The sequence below is a fragment of the Streptomyces sp. NPDC058401 genome (genome assembly GCF_042722885.1).
GTDB lineage: Bacteria > Actinomycetota > Actinomycetes > Streptomycetales > Streptomycetaceae > Streptomyces.
This window is the reverse complement of sequence record NZ_JBHXKA010000048.1, coordinates 16,765-36,989: the sequence shown is the minus strand read 5'-3', so window position 1 is coordinate 36,989 and position 20,225 is coordinate 16,765. Positions and strand designations below refer to the sequence as shown.

Genomic DNA, 20,225 nt, shown 5'->3' with positions numbered 1-20,225 from the left:
CGTACGAGGACAGTCCCCCCTTCCAGCCGGCTCCACCGCGGAGCCACACCCCACGGAGAGAACGATGAGCGCACGCAACAGCCAGGCGAACAAGGCGGCGGCCCGCGAGAAGCTGCGCGTAGAGCGCGAGAAGCAGGCCAAGAAGGCCAAGGTCCGCCGGCAGGTGTTCGTGGCGGGCGGCGTCGTGGCCGCCCTCGCCCTGGCCGGGGGCGTCGGCTACGCCGTCGTCCAGTCCAACCAGCCGAGCGCCTGGGAGAAGGCCGCCGACGCGCCGCTGGTCGCGCCGAAGAACACCTCGGGCGACAACGGCACCACGGTGGTCATCGGCAAGGCCGACGCCAAGAAGACCCTGGAGCTGTACGAGGACTCGCGCTGCCCGGTCTGCGCGAGCTTCGAGCAGGCGGTCGGCCCGCAGCTCAAGACGGACCTCGACGCGGGCAAGTACAAGATCCAGTACATCGGTGCCACCTTCCTGGACAACGGCTTCCCCGGCACCGGCTCGAAGAACGCCCTGAGCGCGCTGGGCGCAGCCCTCAACGTCAGCCCCGAGGCGTTCCTGGAGTACAAGACGGCCCTCTACTCCGCGGCGAACCACCCGGAGGAGAAGGACGACAAGTTCGCCAAGGACGACGCCCTGCTGTCGATCGCGGACCAGGTCCCGGCGCTCAAGGGCAACGCCGAGTTCAAGAAGGCGGTCGAGGACGGCACCTACGACCGGTGGGCGCTGGAGATGTCCAAGACCTTCGACAAGAGCGGCGTGAAGGGCACTCCGACGCTGCAGATGGACGGCAAGAAGATCGACCCGCTGCCGCAGACTCCCGAGGCGTTCACCGCGGCGATCGACAAGGCCATCGCCGGCTGACGCCTTCAGACCGGACCACCGGCCGGACCACCGGCCGAGCCGCCGGCCGAACCACCGACTGAACCGCCGACGGACGGGCGAACTCCCAGAGTTCGCCCGTCCGTTGCTTTCACGGGTCTGGCCCCGATCCCGTACCCGTCGGTAATGTGACCGCCCGTGACCAGTCAACTCTCCCCTTCCGCCCCGGAATCGGCGCCGGCGCCGGCTCCCAGCCGCCGTACGGTCGTCCTGGCCGCGGCGGCCACCGCGGCCCTCGTCCCGATCGCCGCGCTGGGCGCCGAAGCCGCCCACGCCGCCACCGGCACCGCCGATGACGCGCCCTCCTTCCTGCACGGGGTCGCCTCGGGCGACCCGCTCCCCGACGGGGTCCTGCTGTGGACCCGCGTCACCCCGACCGCCGCGGCCGTACCGGGCTCCGGCGCGGGCCCCGCCGTCGCGGTGGGCTGGGAGGTCGCCGAGGACCAGGCCTTCACCCGCACCGTCGCGAGCGGCACCGTCACCGCGAGCGCGGCCTCCGACCACACGGTCAAGGCCGACGTACGGGGCCTGCGGCCGGAGACGGCCTACTGGTACCGGTTCACCGCCGGCGCCGCCGTCTCCCCGGCCGGCCGCACCCGTACCGCCCCGGCCGCCGCCACCGCACCCGCCGGGGTCCGCTTCGGCGTGGTCTCCTGCGCCAACTGGGAGTCCGGCTACTTCTCCGCGTACCGCCACCTGGCCGCGCGGGCCGACCTGGACGCCGTACTGCACCTGGGCGACTACATCTACGAGTACAAGAGCGGCGGCTACCCCGAGCCGAAGTACGTCGTACGGCAGCACGAGCCGCTGCACGAGATCCTCACCCTGGCCGACTACCGCACCCGGCACGGGAAGTACAAGACCGACCCCGACCTCCAGGCCCTGCACCAGGCCCACCCGGTCATCGCGATCTGGGACGACCACGAGATCGCCAACGACACCTGGTCCGGCGGCGCCGAGAACCACGACCCCGCCACCGAGGGCCCCTTCGCGGCCCGCGCGGCCGCCGCCCGGCAGGCGTACTTCGAGTGGATGCCGGTGCGCACCTCCACCGAGGGCACCGTCTACCGCCGGCTGCGCTTCGGCACCCTCGCCGACCTGCACCTGCTGGACCTGCGCACCTTCCGCTCGCAGCAGGCGGGCATCGGCAGCGGCGCGGTGGACGACCCGGAGCGCAGCATCACCGGGCGCGCCCAGCTGGACTGGCTGAAGGCCGGGCTGGCCGGTTCGCAGGCCACCTGGAAGCTGGTGGGCACCTCGGTGATGATCTCGCCGGTGGCCTTCGGCTCGCTGCCCGCGCACCTGCTGGGCCCCCTCACCGAGCTGCTCGGCCTGCCCGCGGGCGGCCTCGCGGTCAACGTGGACCAGTGGGACGGGTACACGGACGACCGCCGGGAGCTGCTGGGGCACCTGACGGACCGTTCCGTCCGCAACACCGTCTTCCTGACCGGAGACATCCACATGGCCTGGGCGAACGACGTCCCGGTGACGGCGGCCACCTACCCGTGGTCGCGGTCGGCGGGCGTGGAGTTCGTGGTGACGTCGGTGACCTCGGACAACATCGACGACCTGCTGCACGTGCCGGCCGACACGGTCTCGCTGGTCGCCGAGACGGCGATCAAGGCCGCCAACCGGCACGTGAAATGGCTGGACATGGACGCCCACGGCTACGGAGTGCTGGACGTGACGGCCGAGCGTTCCCAGATGGACTACTACGTGATCTCGGACAAACGCCGCCAGGACGCCACGGCCGCCTGGGCGCGCTCGTACCGCACGCTGACCGGGACCCAGAAGGTCGAGAGGGCCGACCGGCCGGTGCGCTGACATTCAGCCAGATCTCCCGTCCGAAGGGGCGCTTGGCGTAGACCAGGCGCCCCTTTGGCATCAGAAGCAACAAATCTTTTACGTAGAGGACTTGACCTGTTTATGACATGCGCACGTAAGATTCCCGCCAGCCGAGGAGATCCCTCCCGCTCAACCCCCCACTCGCGAGGAGCACACGTGCGCGCTCTTGCCCGCATATCCCCCCTTCTTCGCCGCCGCCTGATGGGCGCCGCCGTACTCACCGGCACCCTGGCCTTCACCCCGCTCGCCGCCCCCACCGTCGTGTCCGCCGCGCCCAAGACCGGAGCCGAGGTGTGTGCCGAGGCCGCCTCCGGCCCCGCCAACGCCCGTGTCGCGCGCCCGAAGGACCAGCACGCGGCCGAGCCCAACGAGGTCACCGACGCCCAGGCCAAGGCCATGGACGCCGACCTCAAGGCGAAGCTGGACCAGATCTCGAAGGGCGCCCGCAGCCTGACCGCCGCCGACGCCGTCATCACCATCCCCGTGTACGTGCACGTCATCACGTCCGGCAGCGCCGGCAACCTGACGGCCGCACAGGTCAACAGCCAGATCTCGGTCCTGAACGCCGCCTACGCGGGCCAGGGCACCGGAAACGTCAACTCCGGCTTCCAGTTCTCCCTCGCCGGGACCGACTACACCAACAACTCGACCTGGTACAACGTCTCGGACGGCACCACCGCCGAGAAGAACATGAAGAACGCCCTGCGCAAGGGCGGCAAGAACGCGCTGAACCTCTACACCGCCAACCTCGGCGGCGGGCTGCTCGGCTGGGCCACCTTCCCCAGCTCCTACGCCTCCCAGCCCAAGATGGACGGCGTGGTCATCCTCAACACCTCCATCCCCGGCGGCTCGGCCACCAACTACAACCAGGGCGACACCGCCACCCACGAGGTGGGCCACTGGCTCGGGCTCTACCACACCTTCCAGGGCGGCTGCTCGGGCAGCGGCGACGGGGTCTCCGACACCCCGGCGGAGAAGAGCGCGGCCTTCGAATGCCCGACCGGCCGTGACACCTGCACGGCGAGCGGCGTCGACCCGATCCACAACTTCATGGACTACACGTACGACTCCTGCATGTACCAGTTCACCGCGGGCCAGGTGACCCGCATGAAGAGCATGTGGACGTCCTACCGCGGCTGAGCCCCGGCACTGACGCACACATGACGCACGCATGACGAAGGGGCCCCGCGAGCGGGGCCCCTTCTTCGCGTCCGCTTCTTCGCGTCCGCTTCTTCGCGTCCGCGCCTAAATGCCGTCGAGGAAGGCCAGGGCGACCGCCCAGGCCTGCTCCGCCGCCTCGGCGTCGTAGTCGTCCAGCCCCGGGTCGGTGAACAAGTGCCCGGCCCCCGGATATCCGTGGACCTCCACGTCGGCCCCGGCCTTGCGCATCCGCAGGTACCAGGCCGTCAGCCAGTCGTGCGGCTCGAAGGGGTCCGGATCGGCGACGTGCAGCTGCACCGGCAGCTCGTCGACGTAGACGTTCTCCTCCAGGTCGGCCGTGCCGTGCAGGAGCAGCAGCCCGCGCGCCTTCTCGTCGGCGAGCGCCAGGTGCTGGGCGATCGAGCCGCCGAAGGAGAAGCCGGCGTAGACCAGGCCCTGGTCGGAGTAGGGAGCGGAGGCCAGGACCGCCCGCTTGAGCAGTTCGTCACGGCCGATCGCGTCCCGGTGGGCCATGCCCTCCTCGACGGTCTCGAAGGTGCGTCCCTCGAAGAGGTCCGGCACCTGGACCTGGTGCCCGGCCGCGCGCAGCCGGTCGGCCGCCTCCCGCACGGCGGGCCGCAGCCCGTAGGTCGAATGGAAAAGCATGATGTTCATGCCCCCATCGTGCCAGTTTCGGCGGACCCCCTCCGGTTACGTTGGCCTGCATGGACACGGACTCCTTCCTGCGCCCGATCGCGGCCGTCGCCGGCACCCTGGCGATCACCCTGCTCGCGGGCTGGCTGCTGGACCTGCTGCTGCGCCGCGCCGACGCCCGGCACAGCGAGACCCCGCTGTGGGGGCTGCTGCGCCGCTGCCGCCCGCCGTTCCTGGTGGTCCTGGCCGCCTCGCTGCTCCAGGCCGTGCGCCGGCGCGCGGACGGCCCCGGGCACGTGCTGACCCTGGTCCTGATCGCCGCGGCCGCGTGGCTGCTGATCCGCATCACCACGGCGATCGTGGACTCCACGTACGCCCGCTACGCGGCCGACGCCTCCGACCAGGCCAAGGTCCGCCGGGTCCGCACCCAGGTCACGCTGATCCAGCGGGTGGTCACGGCCGTGGTGATCGTGGTGGCCCTCGGCGCGATGCTCCTGACGTTCCCCGAGATGCGCACCGTCGGCACCTCGATGCTGGCCTCGGCGGGCGTCCTCGGCATCGTGGCGGGCATCGCGGCGCAGGCAGCCCTCGGCAACCTCTTCGCCGGACTCCAGATCGCCTTCGGCGACACCGTCCGGATCGGCGACACGGTGGTGGTGGACAAGGAGTGGGGCACGGTGGAGGAGATCACCCTCACCTTCCTCACGGTCCGCACCTGGGACGAGCGCCGCATCACGATGCCGGTCTCGTACTTCACGAGCAAGCCCTACGAGAACTGGTCGCGCGGTGGCGCGCAGATGACGGGCACCGTGTTCTGGCACCTGGACCACAGCGCCCCGGTGGAGCTGATGCGCGAGGAACTCCAGCGGATCCTCAAGACCATCCCGGAATGGGACGGCCGCACCGGCTCCCTGGCCGTCACGGACACCACCCCGCACACCATCCAGGTCCGCGCGGTCGTCACGGCCAAGGACGGCGACGCCGTCTGGACCGTCCGCTGCGCGGTCCGAGAACGCCTGATCACCTGGCTCACCACCCACCACCCGTACGCCCTCCCCCACATCGCCACCACGGAGGCATCCCTCCCACCCGGGCAGTAGATCCAGCCGCCCGGCGTTCGGCCTTTCAGCCGCCCGGCGTTCGGCCTTTCAGCCGCCCGGCGTTTGGTCTTTCAGCCGTCCGGCGTTTGAGGACCGGGGTCTGGGGCGGAGCCCCAGGGTCTTCCGGGTCCGGGCAGCGCCCGGGTCCCCTCCCCAGCCCGTCCGGCGTTTGAGGACCGGGTCCGGGCAGCGCCCGGGGAACGGTGGAAGGGCGGGTAGGGGAACTCCGCCCGCGCAGCGGCAAAGCCCGCAGCGGCAACTCGGCCCCGCCGGGCCGGAACCAGGGCCGGCGTCAGCCGGGAGCTGCGAAGCTCAGCCGGAACAGCGCGCCCCCGCCGGGGGCAGCTTCGGCGACGAGCTCCGCATCATGCGCCCGCGCAATCTGCCGAGCCATCGCCAGCCCCAGCCCAGACCCCGGCAGGGCCCGCGCCGCCCCCGCCCGGTAGAACCGGTCGAAGACGTACGGCAGGTCCCCCGCCGCGATCCCCGGCCCGTGATCCCGTACGGTCACCTCGGCCCCGCCGTCCCCCCGGACGCCCAGCGTCACCTCCACCTCCGCCCCGGCCGGGCTGAACTTCGCCGCGTTGTCCAGCAGGTTGGACAGCAGCCGGCTCAGCCGCGCCGGGACTCCCGCCACCACCACGGCCTCCTCCCGGGACGGCCCCCGCACCCGGAACGCCACCCCGGGCCAGTGCGCCCGCGCGGCCCCCGCGCAGTACTCCACCAGCGGAGCCAGCCGCACCTGTTCCACCAGCAGCTGCGGCTCCTCGTCGCGGGCCAGCTCGATCAGGTCGTTGACCAGTCCGGTCACCTCCCGCAGCTGCCGCCCGAGCGCCAGCGAGGCCCGTTCGCGCTGTTCCGCCGTCAGCCGGTCCCCCCGCGCGAGCAGCTCCGCGTTGGTCCGCAGCGCGGTCAGCGGGGTCCGCAGCTCGTGCGAGGCGTCCGCTACGAGCCTGCGCTGTGCGGTGACGGACTGTTCCAGCTCGCCCAGCATGGTGTTGAAGCTCCCGGCCAGCCGGGTGACCTCGTCCTCGCGGCCCCGCCCGGGCGGCGGCAGTTCGATCCGGTGCCTCGGGTCCCTGGTGGCGGCGATCCGCTCGGCGGTGGCGGTGAGCCGGGTGACGGGGGCCAGTCCGGTCCGGGAGACCCAGTAGCCGAGCAGTGCGGCCAGCAGCACTCCGGCGGCGGCGGTCACGGCGAGCCAGCGGGCGGCCCGGTCGATGCCGGTCTCGACCGAATCGGAGCGCACGGCCACCTGCAGGGCCCGGTCCTTGAGGAAGTCGGTGGTGAGCATCCGCGCGGGATGCCCCTCGACGACGATGTTGGTGTAGAAGGGTGCCCGCTCCTCCACGGCGACCTGCCGGGTGGCCGGCGCCACCGGCATCCGGTAGCCGGGTTCGCCTCCGGCCGGGTCCTTGCGCGGGTCGGCCGGGACGATCTGGACGCAGGCGGGCGCGGCCAGGTACCGGCAGTCCCAGGCGGCGGTCCCCGGCGGGGAGTCCCCGTACTGCTTCGCGGCGAGCCGGGCGGCCTGGGTCAGGCTCAGGTCGAGCTGCTGGTAGAGCGCGGCCCGCCCTTCCAGGAAGGCGGCCGTGCAGATGCCGAGCGCCACGAAGGCCACCGCGGCGGTGACGGACAGCGCCAGCCGGGTCCGCAGCGGCCGCCTGCGCCGCCACCGCGCTCCGCGCCCGTGCCGCGGCCCCGGGTCCGATCCCGATCCCGATCCCGATCCCGGCCCCTGCCCCTGCCCCGGCCCGCTCATGCGGCGTCCAGCCGGTAGCCGACCCCGTGCACGGTGTGCACGAGCCGGGGCTCGCCGCCCGCTTCGAGTTTGCGGCGCAGGTAGCCGACGTAGACGGCCAGGGAGTTGGAGTCCGGCCCGAAGTCCCGGCCCCACACCAGTTCCAGGACGAGCTCGCGCGGCAGCACCTGTCCGGGGTGGCGCAGGAGCAGTTCGAGCAGCGCCGACTCGGTGCGGCTGAACTCCAGCGGCCGCTCCCCGCGCCGCCCGGTGCGGGTGACCGGGTCGAGCACGAGGTCCCCGTACCCGAGGAGCGCCCGTCCCCCGGCCGGATCGTCGGGGGCGGCCCGGCGCAGGAGGGCCCGCACCCGGGCCACGAGCTCGTCGAGCGCGAAGGGTTTGACCAGGTAGTCGTCGGCGCCCGCCTCCAGCCCGTCGACCCGGTCGCTCACCGCGTCCAGGGCCGTGAGGACGAGGACGGGCGTACGGTCGCCCACCGCGCGCAGCTGCCGGCACACGGCGAGCCCGTCCAGCACCGGCATCATCACGTCGAGGACCACCGCGTCCGGCTGCCAGAGCGCCACCTCCGACAGCGCGGCCAGTCCGTCGGCCGCGCCCCGCACCTCGTACCCCTCGACGGCGAGCCCGTCCTCGACGGCGGCCCGCACCTCGGGCTCGTCGTCCACCACCAGAATCCGCTGCATGTGGCAAAGCCTCCCAAATGCTCCAGGAGAACCTCTTAGAACCTTCTTAGGGCGCACCGGAAGTCTGCGTCCATGACCTCCTCACCCCCTCCCTCCTCCTCGCGCCGGCCACTCTCCGTCGTGATCGGCGCGGGCGGCACCGGCGGACACATCTATCCCGGGCTCGCCCTGGCGGAGGCGCTGCGCGCCGCCGTCCCGGACGCCGTGGTCTCCTTCATCGGCACCGAACGCGGCCTGGAGACCGAGCTGATCCCGGCCGCCGGCTACCGCCTGCACACCGTGGACATGATCCCCTTCGACCCGGCGCTGGGCGCCAGGCGCTACCTCCTCCCGGCGGCGCTGCTGCGCTCGGCCGGGCAGGCGCGGGCCGTGATCCGGGCGCAGGGCGCGCACGTGGCCGTCGGCATGGGCGGCTATCCGAGCGCACCCGCCGTGCTCGGGGCCCGGCTGGCCGGGCTGCCCGCGGTGATCCACGAGTCCAACGCGGTACCGGGCCGGGCCAACCAGTTCGCGGCCCGCCTCACCCCGCACATGGCGGTGGCCTTCGACCGCAGCAGGGAGCACCTGGCGGGCGGGGCGCGGGCGCTGACCACCGGAATGCCCGTCTCCGCCGCGCTGTCGGGCCTCGCCGAGCTGTCCCGCCCCGAGCGGGCGGCCCTGCGCACGCGGGCCCGGCGGGAGCTCGGGGTGCCGGACGGGCGGCGGCTGGTGGTGTTCAACGGCGGCAGCCTGGGCGCCGTACGGCTGACGACGGCCGCGGCCGGGCTGGCGGACGCCTGGCAGGCGCGGGAGGACGTACAGCTGCTGATCAAGACGGGGCCGGCGGCGCTCGCGGACACCGTGGCCGGGCTGGCCGCCTCGGGCGGGCGGCGGATCGCCCGGGCCGTGCCGTACCTGGACCGGATGGACCTGGTCTACGCGGCCGCCGACCTGGTGGTGTGCCGGGCGGGCTCGGCGACGGTGGCGGAGCTCGCCGCGACCGGGGTCCCCGCGGTGCTGGTCCCCTACCCGCACGCCCCGGGCGACCACCAGACGCACAACGCCCGGGTGCTGTCCGACGCGGGCGCCGGACTGCTGCTGGCCGACGCCGAGGCCACCGCCGGGCGCCTCGCGGAGCTGATCGCCCCGCTGCTGGCCGACCCGGCGCGGCTGGCGGCGATGGCCGGCGCGGCCGACCCGGGCCCGCACGCGCGGGCCGCCGAACTGCTGGCCTCGCAGGTCCTGCGGGTGGCCGGCTTCCCCTCCTTCTCCCCCACCCCCCTGGAGTTCGCATGACCGCGCACGCCCCCGCCTCCACGCCCACCCTCACCCTCACCCCGGCGCGCACCCCCGCCGACTGGAGCGGCCGTACGGTCCTGGTCACGGGCGCCGAGGGGTTCATCGGCTCCACGCTCGTCGACCTGCTGGTCGCGCGGGGCGCGAAGGTGCGCGCCTTCGTGCACTACAAGCCGTACGCCGAGAAGGGCCACCTGGCCCGGTACCTGGCCGACCCGGGCGGCCCGGTGGAGATGTGGGCCGGGGACGTCCGCGACGCGGGCCGGGTCAGCGACGCGGTGGCCGGCTGCGACACGGTCTTCCACCTGGCGGCGCTGATCGGGATCCCGTACAGCTACGCCTCGCCCGGCGCGTACGTCCAGACCAATGTCACCGGTACCGAGAACATGGCCGAGGCCTGCCGCCGGCACGGCGTGCGCCGCCTCGTCCACACCTCCACCAGCGAGGTCTACGGGACGGCCCTGACGGCCCCGATCTCCGAGAGCCACCCGCTCCAGCCGCAGTCCCCGTACTCCGCCTCGAAGATCGGCGCCGACATGATGGCGCTCTCCTTCCACCACGCGTTCGAGCTGCCGGTGACGGTGGTCCGGCCCTTCAACACCTACGGCGCCCGCCAGTCGGCCCGCGCGGTCATCCCGGCCATCCTCGCCCAGCTCCACTCGGGCGCCCGGGAGATCCGCCTGGGCTCCCTGACCCCCACCCGGGACTTCACCTACGTGACCGACACCGCGGCGGGCTTCCTCGCCGTCGCGGAATGCGAGCGGGCCCTGGGCGAGGTGGTCAACCTCGGCAGCGGGGAGGAGATCTCCATCGGCGACCTGGCCCGCGCCCTGATCGCGGCCTCGGGACGGGAGGCGGAGGTGGTCGTCGACCCGGCCCGGCTGCGTCCCGCGGGCAGCGAGGTCCAGCGCCTCCTGTCGGACAACTCCCGGGCCCGCGACTGGGCCGGCTGGAAGCCCGAGGTCACCCTCCGGGAAGGCCTGGCCCGCACCTCGGAGTGGATAGCCGCCCACCTCCACCTCTTCGCCCCGGACCGCTACCAGGTCTGAGGCGGGCGGCCCGCCGTCCGACCCCCGGGTCAGACGGCGGCGTTCGGCCCCTGGACGGCCTTGACCGCCTGCAGCGCGGTCAGCTTGCGCACGAAGAGGACGGCCAAGACGGCGGCCACGGCGGTGGTCAGGTCCGCCACCGCACCCAGGGTGAACTGTCCGCTGAACTCCTCGGCGGTCTCCGCCGGGTTCTGGAACCGGTCGTAGAGCCGGAGCACCCAGCTGAAGGCGTACACCACCCACCAGACGGTCAGCGGGGCAGCCGAGGTCCGGCGGAAGGATCCGTCGGGCGCGTTCTGGGTGCTGGCCTCCCAGGTCTCCAGCGCCACCCGGTACGGGAGCGCGAAGTTCACGATCGGGATGAACCAGGCGCCGATGGCCCAGCCGGCGCCCTGACTGAAGCCATCGGGACGGAACACCTGCCCGTTGCTGCGGACCCGGTGGAACCAGACGAGGAAGACCACGAGCAGCGCCAGTCCGAGGAGGTTGCGCCCGGACGCGATCATCATCTGCATGTTGTCGACCCGGTCGAGGCTGTCCTCCGCGACGCTCCCCGGATCGGTGATCAGGTCCTGCATCAGCCCCCGGCCGTAGAAGCCGACCCCGGCCGACAGGAGAGCGAGACCGGCTTCGAGGGACAGCATCACGGTCAGCGCCGTCGCCAGGCTCTGCGGGGACCGGAGCTCATCGACGGGCTGTGGCAAGGGTGTAGCGGACAACTGGGACATGACGAGGTACCCCCCACGGGAACGCACGGCGCGGAAACGGGCCACCGGACGGGCACCCGAGCCGACCGAAGATATGCCATGCCCATGCCTACCGTCTACGCCTTCCGGTTGCGCGGGCGAACAAGCGAACGCCGGCCCGGCCAACCGCCCTTCCAGGGCTACGGGTTGCGCAGGCTGCGTACGTCCAGGTGCCGGAGCACCCGGTCGACGATCTCCGGGTCGGCGCCCGGTTCGCTGCGCGCGGCCAGCACCTCGTGCCGGGCGGCGGACATCATCTCCCGCTGGATGCGCTGCACGTCGCGGATCCGCTCCACCCGCTTCGCGTACGCCTCGCGCCGCTCCTCGTCGACCATGTCCGGGCTGATCCTGGCGCCCACGTCGTACGCCCTGCGGTAGAGCACCTCCACCAGGTCCTCGGGCAGGTCCTCCACCTCCTCGATCTCCTTCAGCCGCCGCTTCGCGGCCTTGGCGGCGCGGATCGCCAGCGTCCGGGCGATCTCGGCCTCGGCGTCCGAGTCTGCCTCCACGCCGAGCCGGCGGACCAGCCACGGCAGGGTCAGCCCCTGCACCACCAGGGTGGTCATGATCACGGCGAAGGCGATGAAGACGATCTCCTGCCGGGCCGGGAAGGGATCCCCCGAGTCCGTCTTGAAGGGGATGGCGAGGGCGAGCGCCACCGAGGCCACGCCCCGCATGCCCGCCCACCACATCACCACGGACTCCCGCCAGCTCAGCGGGATCTCCTCCTCGTAGTCGCGCCGCGAGTGGAGCCGTTTCGCGAGCCACCCGGCCGGCAGCAGCCACACCAGCCGTACGCCGACCACCACCGCGACCACGACCGCCGCCCATCCGGCCATCTCCCAGCCCCGGCCGCGGGCGGCGGCGCCGAACACGTGGTGCAGTTCCAGCCCGATCAGTCCGAAGGCGACGCCGGTGACCAGCATGTCGACGACCTCCCAGAACGTGTGGCCGGCCAGCCGCCCCAGCACGTCGTCGGCGTCGGTCGCGTACTCGGCGAGGAACAGCGCCGTGGTCAGCACGGCCAGCACGCCCGAGCCCCAGAACTCCTCGGCCAGCACGTAGGACACGAACGGCACGAGCAGGGTCAGCCCGATCTGGAGCGTGGCGTCGCCGAGCCGCCCCATGAGCCGGTTCGCGGCCCAGCCGAGCCCGAGCCCCACCGCGACGGCCACGACGGCCGACAGCACGAACTCCCCGAGCGCGTCGGGCCACGAGAAGGTGCCGCTGACGGCCGCGGCGATGGCCACGTGGTAGAGCACGATGGCGGTGACGTCGTTGAAGAGCCCCTCGCCCTCCAGGATCGACACCATGCGCCGGGGCAGCCCGAGCGACCCCGCCACGGCGGTGGCGGCGACCGGGTCGGGCGGGGCGACGAGCGCGCCGAGCGCGACGGCCGCGGCGATGGAGATCCCCGGCACGAGGGCGTGCGCCGTGAAGGCAACGGCCACGGTGGTCACGAAGACGAGGGCGACGGCCAGCAGCAGGATGGGCCGTACGTTGGCGGCGAACTGCCGCCAGGAGGTCCGCTGCACGGAGGCGTACAGCAGCGGGGGCAGTACGAGCGGCAGGATGTACTCGGGCGGGATGTCCACGTTGGGCACCAACGGCACCAGGGCGAGCACCACCCCGCCGAGCGTCATCAACACCGGCGCGGGCAGCCCCAACCGCTCCCCGAGCGGCACCGTCACCACGGCCCCGAGCAACAACACGAACAGAAGCGCCAGCTGATCCACTCCCACACATTGCCAGTCCGCCGCGCTTGCCGACGTGGTTGGGAGTGCGTGCCGCGCCGTGTCCTGGGCCACGCGCCGGTGAGCTTTCAGCCCGTCCGGCGTTCGAGGACCGGGTCTGGGCGGAGCCCAGGGAACGGTGGAGGGGCGGGTAGGGGAAGGCCCCGCAGGGCTGCCCGCGCCCACACCCCGGCCGGGGCCGGGGCTACGGCAGCGCGCGCCGCATCGACATGTGCGGAATCCCCGCGTCCTGGAACTCCGGCCCGTAGGCCTCGTACCCCAGCCGCTCGTAGAACCCCATCGCATGGGTCTGCGCCCCGAGGTCAACGGCGGAAAGGCCCAGCCGCCCCGCCTCGGCCTCGATCGCCCGCACCAGCGCGACCCCGACCCCGAGCCCCCGCGCCGCCTTGCTGACGGCCAGCCGGCCGAGCGAGCCGACCTCCGGGGATCCCGTCTTGCCCAGGGCCCGCGGCCCGTGCAGCAGCCGGCCGGTGCCCAGCGGCACCCCGTCCGGCCCCTCGGCCAGCACGTGCACCGCGATCTCGTCGTACGCGTCGTACTCGATCGACTCCGGCACCGACTGCTCGACGACGAAGACCTCGGTCCGCACGGCGAAGCAGGCCTTCAGGTCCTCGTCCGTGACGGCGACCCGTACGACGACGCCACCGCCGGCACATCCGTCCGCAGCGCCGCCCGCGGTCACTCGCTCTCCTTGCGGATCACGTCCAGCGCGTTCTGCAGGTCGGCCGGGTAGGTGCTCGCGAACTCGACCCACTGGCCGTCCGACGGGTGCTCGAACCCGAGCCGCACCGCGTGCAGCCACTGCCGGGTGAGCCCGAGGCGCTTCGCGACGGTCGGGTCGGCGCCGTAGGTCAGGTCGCCGACGCAGGGGTGCTTGTGGGCAGCCATGTGCACGCGGATCTGGTGCGTGCGGCCGGTCTCCAGCTTGATGTCCAGCAGCGAGGCGGCGCGGAAGGCCTCGATCAGGTCGTAGTGGGTGACGGAGGGCTTGCCCTCCTGGGTCACGGCCCACTTGTAGTCGGCGGTGGGGTGCCGGCCGATCGGCGCGTCGATCGTGCCGCTCATCGGGTCCGGGTGGCCCTGCACCAGCGCGTGGTAGCGCTTGTCGACGATCCGCTCGCGGAACTGGTTCTTCAGCGAGGTGTACGCGCGCTCCGACTTCGCGACGGCCATCAGGCCGGAGGTGCCGACGTCGAGGCGGTGCACGATGCCCTGGCGCTCGGAGGCGCCGGAGGTGGAGATGCGGTAGCCGGCGGCGGCGAGGCCGCCGATGACGGTGGTACCGGTCCAGCCGGGGCTGGGGTGGGCGGCGACGCCGACCGGCTTCATGATGACGACGATGTCGTCGTCGTCATGGACGATCTCCATGCCGGGAACGGGCTCGGCGACGAGCTCGACCTTCCGCGGCGGTTCGGGCATCTCGACTTCGAGCCAGGCGCCACCGTGCACACGCTCGGACTTCCCGACGACACTGCCGTCGACCAGCACCTTTCCCGCGGCCGCAAGTTCGGCCGCCTTCGTCCGGGAAAATCCGAACATACGGGCGATCGCGGCGTCGACGCGCTCGCCCTCGAGGCCATCGGGTACGGGCAGGGTGCGGATCTCGGGAATCGTACTCACCTGTCGAGTATGCAGGACTCGGCAGAAGACCATTCCCGCGATCAGCCCGTGGACGGCTTGCCGGACCGCTTGCCGACCCGCTCGCCGGACCGCTCGCCGGCTCAGTCCTTGTGGACGGTGCCGTCCGGGTCCAGGCCCTTGAAGGACAGCAGGACGATCAGGATCCCGCCGCACACGATCGCCGAGTCCGCGAGGTTGAAGACCGCGAAGTGGGCGGGCGCGATGAAGTCGACGACCGCTCCGCGGAAGACGCCCGGCGAGCGGAAGATCCGGTCGGTCAGGTTGCCCAGCGCCCCGCCCAGCAGCAGGCCCAGCGCGATCGCCCAGGGCAGGCTGTAGAGCTTCCGCGCCAGCCGCACGATCACCACGATGACCGTGGCGGCGATGCAGGTGAAGATGATCGTGAAGGCCTCGCCGAAGCCGAAGGCGGCTCCGGGGTTGCGGATCGCGTCGAACTTCAGCAGGTCGCCGATCACCTGGATCGACGGCTGGTGCTCCAGCTTCGCGACGACCAGCATCTTGCTGCCCAGGTCGATCAGGTAGGCGAGAAGCGCCACGACCAGCAGCGCGACGATCCGCCGCCGCCCCTTGGGCGCGACGGATTCGGGCTGGGTGCCGTCTTCCCCGACCTCCGGCGTACCGATGATGCGCTCCGCCTCTGCCACGTCAGTCCCTCGAAAGCTAGAACCAGGTTGTTGGCCGGCACCGCGCCGGCCGGCCCGCCAGGTTCCCGGACCCTGACGAGACACGAGAGTACGTCAGGGCACCCTTGGGCCGCCGCCCCGGCCGGACCCCGCAGGAGCCCGCAGGACCCCGCAGGAGCCCGCAGGGACCGTCCGGGGCCGTGCGGGGCCCGCCCGGCCCGCGCCCGGGTCCGCTCAGCCCGCGCTCAGTGCCGCCGCTCCTGCTTCTGCTTGCAGTCCACGCACAGCGTGGCCCGCGGGAAGGCCTGCATCCGCGCCTTGCCGATGGGCTGGCCGCAGTTCTCGCAGAGGCCGTACGTGCCCGCCTCCAGCCGTTCCAGCGCGCGCTCGGTCTGCTCCAGCATCGAGTTGGCGTTGGCGGCGAGGGCGAGCTCGGACTCCCGGGTGATGTTCTTGGTCCCGGTGTCGGCCTGGTCGTCGCCCGCGCCGTCGCCGGAGTCCCTCATCAGCCCGGAAATGGCCTCGTCGGAGGCCTGGAGCTCGGCGCGCAGCCGCAGGATCTCGCTCTCCAGCTCGGCCCGCGCGTCGGCGACCTCCGCCGGGGTCCAGGGGTCCTCGCCGGGCCGTACGGCGAGCTCGCCGGGCGCCAGGCCCGCCGTGCCCCGCGCCTTGGGCAGCCCGCTGGTCGCGGCGGCGGCCGTCTTCCTGGCCGTGCCGGTGCTCTTCTTGGCAACCACTTTCCGGGCTCCCGTCTCGTGCGCGGCCTGCGCCGCCCCCTCGGCCCCGGCCGCCTTGGCCGTGGCCTTCTTCGCGGCCGTCTTCTTGACGGCGGCCGCCCTCTCGGCGGGCGCCGTCCCGGCAGCCGCCTTCTTCGCGCCGGCGGCCTTCGTCCCGGCCGCCTTCTTCGTGGCCGCCGCCTTCTTCCCGGCGGCAGCACCTTCCACCGGTCCGGCCTCCGGATCGCGGGCCGCCACCTCCGTCACCGGCTCCTGCGCCGGCTTCTCCGCAGCCTTCCCGACAGCCTTCTTGGCAGTACTCCCGGCGGTCTTCTTCGCCACCATGGCCGCGGCCCCTTCACATACTGTGATCATTGCTCGCGAATCGTGCCGGAACGATAAATCGCCTCCGGCCCCGCGGCAACGGGGCACGCGTCCATCGAGGTCAACCTGCATCCGTTGTGCCCAGCAGGAAGCCCGGTAATCCGCCCCACCCGCCCCACCGCACCCCGGAGCGGCCCATCGGCCCATTCGGGTCAATCGGGTCTCGGACCCGGGTCCGGTCCGGGTCCGGTCCGGGTCCGGTCGGGACCGGTCGGGACCCGGTCCGGAGACCGGTTGCGACCCCCGGCCCGGACCCCGGTCCGCGCCCCGCCCGGACCCCCGCGCCACGCCCCGTAAACCGGTCTGCCGACCTGCCCCCCGGCCCGTACACTGGGCCCAGCGAGAGGCATGGATGGGGACGAGTAGCGTCGGACGCAGCCAGGAGCGACCCGGGGACGGTGAGAGCCCGGGGGCGAGCGCGATGCGAAGGATCACCCCGGAGCCGCCGGAAGAAAGCCCACCGGGATTCCCGTAGGGCGAGTAGAACCGGCTTCGCACCCCAATGAGGGGGCCGACGGACCGCAGGTCCGCAGGCCAAGGAGGGTGGTACCGCGGGAGCAGCTTCACTTCGGCTCTCGTCCCTCCGGACGGAAGTGACACCCCGCCGGAGGAAGAGTTCAGCCTCATGACCACACCGCCGCAGTACCGCCCGGTACCCGCCCAGGTCGACCTGCCTGCCCTTGAGCACGCCGTCCTCGACTTCTGGCGCGAGAGCAAGACCTTCGCCAAGACCCTGGAGCAGTCCGAGGGACGCCCCGAGTGGGTCTTCTACGAGGGCCCGCCCACCGCGAACGGCATGCCCGGCGCGCACCACATCGAGGCCCGCGTCTTCAAGGACGTCTTCCCCCGGTTCCGCACCATGCGCGGCTACCACGTGGCCCGCAAGGCCGGCTGGGACTGCCACGGCCTGCCCGTCGAGCTCGCCGTCGAGAAGGAACTGGGCTTCAACGGCAAGAAGGACATCGAGGCGTACGGCATCGCCGAGTTCAACGCCAAGTGCCGCGAGTCCGTGACCCGCCACACCGACGCCTTCACCGAGCTCACGAACCGCATGGGCTACTGGGTCGACCTGGACGACGCCTACCGCACCATGGACCCCGAGTACGTCGAGTCCGTGTGGTGGTCGCTGAAGGAGATCTTCAACAAGGGCCTGCTCACCCAGGACCACCGCGTCGCCCCCTGGTGTCCCCGCTGCGGCACCGGCCTCTCGGACCACGAGCTGGCCCAGGGCTACGAGACGGTCGTCGACCCCTCGGTCTACGTCCGCTTCCCGCTGACCTCCGGCCCCCTCGCGGGCCGGGCCGCGCTCCTCGTCTGGACGACCACCCCGTGGACCCTGGTGTCCAACACGGCCGTGGCCGCGCACCCCGACGTCACCTACGTCGTCGCCACCAACGGCGAGGAGCAGGTGGTCGTCGCCCAGCCGCTGCTGGAGAAGTCCCTCGGCGAGGGCTGGGAGGCCACCGGCGAGTCCTTCACGGGCAAGGAGATGGAGCGCTGGACGTACCAGCGCCCCTTCGAGCTCATCGAGTTCCCCGCCCCCGCCCACTACGTCGTGAACGCCGAGTACGTCACGACCGAGGACGGCACCGGTCTGGTCCACCAGTCCCCCGCCTTCGGCGCCGACGACCTCGCGGTCTGCCGCGCGTACGGCCTGCCCGTCGTGAACCCGGTCCGCCCCGACGGCACCTTCGAGGAGGAGGTCCCGCTCGTCGGCGGGGTCTTCTTCAAGAAGGCCGACGAGAAGCTGACCGCCGACCTGGACGCGCGCGGCCTGCTCTTCAAGCACATCGCCTACGAGCACAGCTACCCGCACTGCTGGCGCTGCCACACCGCCCTGCTCTACTACGCGCAGCCGTCCTGGTACGTCCGCACCACCGCCGTCAAGGACGCGATGCTGCGGGAGAACGAGAAGACCAACTGGTTCCCGGACTCCGTCAAGCAGGGCCGCTTCGGCGACTGGCTGAACAACAACATCGACTGGGCGCTGTCCCGCAACCGCTACTGGGGCACCCCGCTGCCCATCTGGCGCTGCGAGGAGAACCACCTCACCTGCGTAGGCTCGCTCGCCGAGCTGAGCGACCTGACGGGCACGGACCAGTCGAACCTGGACCCGCACCGCCCGTACATCGACGAGGTCACCTTCCCCTGCACGGCGGAGGGCTGCGAGCTCACCGCCGTCCGCGTGCCGGAGGTCATCGACGCCTGGTACGACTCGGGTTCGATGCCGTTCGCGCAGTGGGGATACCCGCACAAGAACAAGGAGATCTTCGAGAAGCGCTACCCGGCGCAGTTCATCTCGGAGGCCATCGACCAGACGCGCGGGTGGTTCTACACGCTGATGGCGGTCGGCACCCTCGTCTTCGACAAGTCCTCCTACGAGAACGTGGTCTGCCTGGGCCACATCCTCGCCGAGGACGGCCGCAAGATGTCCAAGCACCTGGGCAACACCCTCGAACCGATCCAGCTGATGGACACGCACGGCGCCGACGCCGTGCGCTGGTTCATGGCGGCCGGCGGCTCCCCGTGGGCGGCGCGCCGCGTGGGCCACGGCACCATCCAGGAGGTCGTCCGCAAGACGCTCCTCACGTACTGGAACACGGTCGCCTTCCAGGCCCTGTACGCCCGCACCTCGAACTGGGCCCCCTCGGCCGCCGACCCGGCGCCCGCGGACCGCACCGTCCTGGACCGCTGGCTGCTCTCGGAGCTCCACACCCTCACGACCGAGGTCACCGAGGCGATGGAGGCGTACGACACCCAGCGCGCCGGCAAGCTCCTCTCCTCCTTCGTGGACGACCTCTCCAACTGGTACGTCCGCCGCTCGCGGCGCCGCTTCTGGCAGGGCGACGCGGCCGCGCTGCGCACCCTGCACGAGGTCGTGGAGACGGTCACCCGCCTCCTCGCCCCGCTCACCCCCTTCATCACGGAGCGGGTCTGGCAGGACATGGTCGTCCCGGTCACCCCGGACGCCCCGGAGTCGGTGCACCTGACCACGTGGCCGGTTCCGGACGCCTCGGCGATCGACCCGGAGCTGTCCCGGCAGATGCTGCTGGTACGCCGCCTCGTGGAGCTGGGCCGCGCCACGCGGGCCGAGTCGGGCGTGAAGACCCGTCAGCCGCTCTCCCGCGCGCTGGTCGCCGTATCGGGCTTCGAGACCCTCTCCCCCGAGCTGCACTCGCAGATCACGGAGGAGCTGAACGTCTCCTCGCTGGCCTCCCTCTCGGAGGTCGGCGGGTCCCTGGTCGACACCACGGCCAAGGCGAACTTCCGTGCGCTGGGCAAGCGGTTCGGCAAGGGCGTGCAGGACGTGGCGAAGGCGGTGGCCGCGGCCGACGCGGCGGCGCTGTCCCTGGCCCTGCGCTCCGGCTCCGCCGTGGTCGAGGTGGACGGTTCGCCGGTCACCCTCACCCCCGAGGAGGTCATCATCACGGAGACCCCGCGCGAGGGCTGGTCGGTGGCCTCCGACTCGGGCGCGACGGTGGCCCTGGACCTGGAGATCACTCCGGAGCTGCGGCTCGCGGGCCTGGCCCGTGACGCGATCCGCCTGATCCAGGAGGCCCGGAAGAACTCCGGCCTGGACGTGGCCGACCGCATCGCCCTGCGCTGGTCCACCTCGGACCCGGAGCTGACGACGGCCCTGACGGACCACGCCGCGCTCATCGCCGACGAGGTCCTGGCCACGGACTACGCCTCCGGCGGGGCGGACGCGTCGTACGGCGACCCCTTCACGGACGAGCCCCTCGGCCTCACCTTCCGCCTCCGCAAGGCGTAGCCCCCCGGCCGCAGCGGCCCGTACCCCTCCCCGGGGTGCGGGCCGCTTCGCGTTTCCCCCTCGAACGCCGGCCACATCCAGCCCCTCCGGCGTTTGAGGAGCGGGGTCTGGGGCGGAGCCCCAGGGAACGGGCGAAGGGCGGGTAGGGGAACTCCGCCCCGCGCAGCGGCATCCCGCCACCGGGCCGGGGCACGGAAAACG

16 protein-coding genes are annotated in these 20,225 nt (G+C 72.4%); 7 read left to right on the top strand and 9 right to left on the bottom strand.

Annotated elements, in window-relative coordinates:
* The first annotated feature begins 64 nt into the window (after positions 1-64).
* From ACFWNV_RS19455 to ACFWNV_RS19445, 3 genes are all read left to right on the top strand, one after another.
* Positions 65-862, top strand: a complete 798-nt coding sequence (locus ACFWNV_RS19455; protein WP_383948225.1) for a DsbA family protein — start codon at positions 65-67, stop codon at positions 860-862.
* 156 nt (positions 863-1,018) lie between these two features.
* Entirely contained in the window at positions 1,019-2,704 is a 1,686-nt protein-coding gene (locus ACFWNV_RS19450) for an alkaline phosphatase D family protein (RefSeq protein WP_383948222.1), read from the top strand.
* Positions 2,705-2,926: 222 nt separating this feature from the next.
* The gene (locus tag ACFWNV_RS19445; RefSeq protein ID WP_383948275.1) at positions 2,927-3,865 is read left to right on the top strand and encodes a zinc metalloprotease; all 939 of its coding nucleotides are present in this window, start codon (positions 2,927-2,929) and stop codon (positions 3,863-3,865) included.
* Positions 3,866-3,970: 105 nt separating this feature from the next.
* Here ACFWNV_RS19445 and ACFWNV_RS19440 read toward each other — a convergent pair whose 3' ends face one another.
* Complete coding sequence (locus tag ACFWNV_RS19440) at positions 3,971-4,540, bottom strand: dienelactone hydrolase family protein (RefSeq protein ID WP_383948219.1); 570 nt, start codon at positions 4,538-4,540, stop codon at positions 3,971-3,973.
* Positions 4,541-4,590: 50 nt separating this feature from the next.
* Between ACFWNV_RS19440 and ACFWNV_RS19435 the strand changes: the two genes are divergently transcribed.
* Positions 4,591-5,619 (top strand): mechanosensitive ion channel family protein, encoded by a 1,029-nt coding sequence (locus ACFWNV_RS19435; RefSeq protein ID WP_383948216.1) that lies wholly within the window; start codon positions 4,591-4,593, stop codon positions 5,617-5,619.
* A gap of 292 nt (positions 5,620-5,911) precedes the next feature.
* Here ACFWNV_RS19435 and ACFWNV_RS19430 read toward each other — a convergent pair whose 3' ends face one another.
* Positions 5,912-7,381, bottom strand: coding sequence for a sensor histidine kinase (locus tag ACFWNV_RS19430; RefSeq protein ID WP_383948213.1), 1,470 nt, complete (start codon positions 7,379-7,381; stop codon positions 5,912-5,914).
* Complete coding sequence (locus tag ACFWNV_RS19425) at positions 7,378-8,064, bottom strand: response regulator transcription factor (protein WP_383948210.1); 687 nt, start codon at positions 8,062-8,064, stop codon at positions 7,378-7,380. Before ACFWNV_RS19425 ends, ACFWNV_RS19430 begins: the two co-directional genes overlap by 4 nt.
* 72 nt (positions 8,065-8,136) lie before the next feature.
* Between ACFWNV_RS19425 and ACFWNV_RS19420 the strand changes: the two genes are divergently transcribed.
* Both ACFWNV_RS19420 and ACFWNV_RS19415 read left to right on the top strand, forming a co-directional pair.
* Positions 8,137-9,339, top strand: coding sequence for a glycosyltransferase (locus ACFWNV_RS19420; RefSeq protein ID WP_383948206.1), 1,203 nt, complete (start codon positions 8,137-8,139; stop codon positions 9,337-9,339).
* The gene (locus ACFWNV_RS19415) at positions 9,336-10,388 is read left to right on the top strand and encodes an SDR family NAD(P)-dependent oxidoreductase (RefSeq protein WP_383948203.1); all 1,053 of its coding nucleotides are present in this window, start codon (positions 9,336-9,338) and stop codon (positions 10,386-10,388) included. The genes ACFWNV_RS19420 and ACFWNV_RS19415 overlap by 4 nt, the downstream gene beginning before the upstream one ends.
* 29 nt (positions 10,389-10,417) lie before the next feature.
* Here the strand turns inward: ACFWNV_RS19415 and ACFWNV_RS19410 are convergent, their stop codons facing one another.
* From ACFWNV_RS19410 to ACFWNV_RS19385, 6 genes are all read right to left on the bottom strand, one after another.
* Entirely contained in the window at positions 10,418-11,092 is a 675-nt protein-coding gene (locus ACFWNV_RS19410; protein WP_383948200.1) for a DUF4328 domain-containing protein, read from the bottom strand.
* A 182-nt stretch (positions 11,093-11,274) separates the two neighbouring features.
* Positions 11,275-12,870, bottom strand: coding sequence for a Na+/H+ antiporter (locus tag ACFWNV_RS19405; RefSeq protein WP_383948197.1), 1,596 nt, complete (start codon positions 12,868-12,870; stop codon positions 11,275-11,277).
* Positions 12,871-13,072: 202 nt separating this feature from the next.
* A complete protein-coding gene (locus tag ACFWNV_RS19400; protein WP_383948194.1) occupies positions 13,073-13,570 on the bottom strand; it encodes a GNAT family N-acetyltransferase in 498 nt (165 codons plus the stop codon).
* Entirely contained in the window at positions 13,567-14,508 is a 942-nt protein-coding gene (locus tag ACFWNV_RS19395) for an RluA family pseudouridine synthase (RefSeq protein WP_266909448.1), read from the bottom strand. The genes ACFWNV_RS19400 and ACFWNV_RS19395 overlap by 4 nt, the downstream gene beginning before the upstream one ends.
* A gap of 101 nt (positions 14,509-14,609) precedes the next feature.
* Positions 14,610-15,173 (bottom strand): signal peptidase II, encoded by a 564-nt coding sequence (gene lspA, locus ACFWNV_RS19390; protein WP_383948190.1) that lies wholly within the window; start codon positions 15,171-15,173, stop codon positions 14,610-14,612.
* Between the two features lie 224 nt (positions 15,174-15,397).
* Complete coding sequence (locus tag ACFWNV_RS19385; protein ID WP_383948187.1) at positions 15,398-16,213, bottom strand: TraR/DksA family transcriptional regulator; 816 nt, start codon at positions 16,211-16,213, stop codon at positions 15,398-15,400.
* Positions 16,214-16,877: 664 nt separating this feature from the next.
* On the opposite strand from ACFWNV_RS19385, the gene ileS reads away from it, so the two are divergent.
* Entirely contained in the window at positions 16,878-20,024 is a 3,147-nt protein-coding gene (gene ileS, locus ACFWNV_RS19380) for an isoleucine--tRNA ligase (RefSeq protein ID WP_383948185.1), read from the top strand.
* Positions 20,025-20,225: the final 201 nt, after the last annotated feature.

Coding starts and splice junctions, on each gene's coding strand:
- ACFWNV_RS19455 (WP_383948225.1), top strand. CDS start 65: ATGAGCGCACGCAACAGCCAGGCGAACAAGGCGGCGGCCCGCGAGAAG.
- ACFWNV_RS19445 (WP_383948275.1), top strand. CDS start 2,927: ATGGGCGCCGCCGTACTCACCGGCACCCTGGCCTTCACCCCGCTCGCC.
- ACFWNV_RS19440 (WP_383948219.1), bottom strand. CDS start 4,540: ATGAACATCATGCTTTTCCATTCGACCTACGGGCTGCGGCCCGCCGTG.
- ACFWNV_RS19435 (WP_383948216.1), top strand. CDS start 4,591: ATGGACACGGACTCCTTCCTGCGCCCGATCGCGGCCGTCGCCGGCACC.
- ACFWNV_RS19430 (WP_383948213.1), bottom strand. CDS start 7,381: ATGAGCGGGCCGGGGCAGGGGCAGGGGCCGGGATCGGGATCGGGATCG.
- ACFWNV_RS19425 (WP_383948210.1), bottom strand. CDS start 8,064: ATGCAGCGGATTCTGGTGGTGGACGACGAGCCCGAGGTGCGGGCCGCC.
- ACFWNV_RS19420 (WP_383948206.1), top strand. CDS start 8,137: ATGACCTCCTCACCCCCTCCCTCCTCCTCGCGCCGGCCACTCTCCGTC.
- ACFWNV_RS19415 (WP_383948203.1), top strand. CDS start 9,336: ATGACCGCGCACGCCCCCGCCTCCACGCCCACCCTCACCCTCACCCCG.
- ACFWNV_RS19385 (WP_383948187.1), bottom strand. CDS start 16,213: ATGGTGGCGAAGAAGACCGCCGGGAGTACTGCCAAGAAGGCTGTCGGG.
- ileS (WP_383948185.1), top strand. CDS start 16,878: ATGACCACACCGCCGCAGTACCGCCCGGTACCCGCCCAGGTCGACCTG.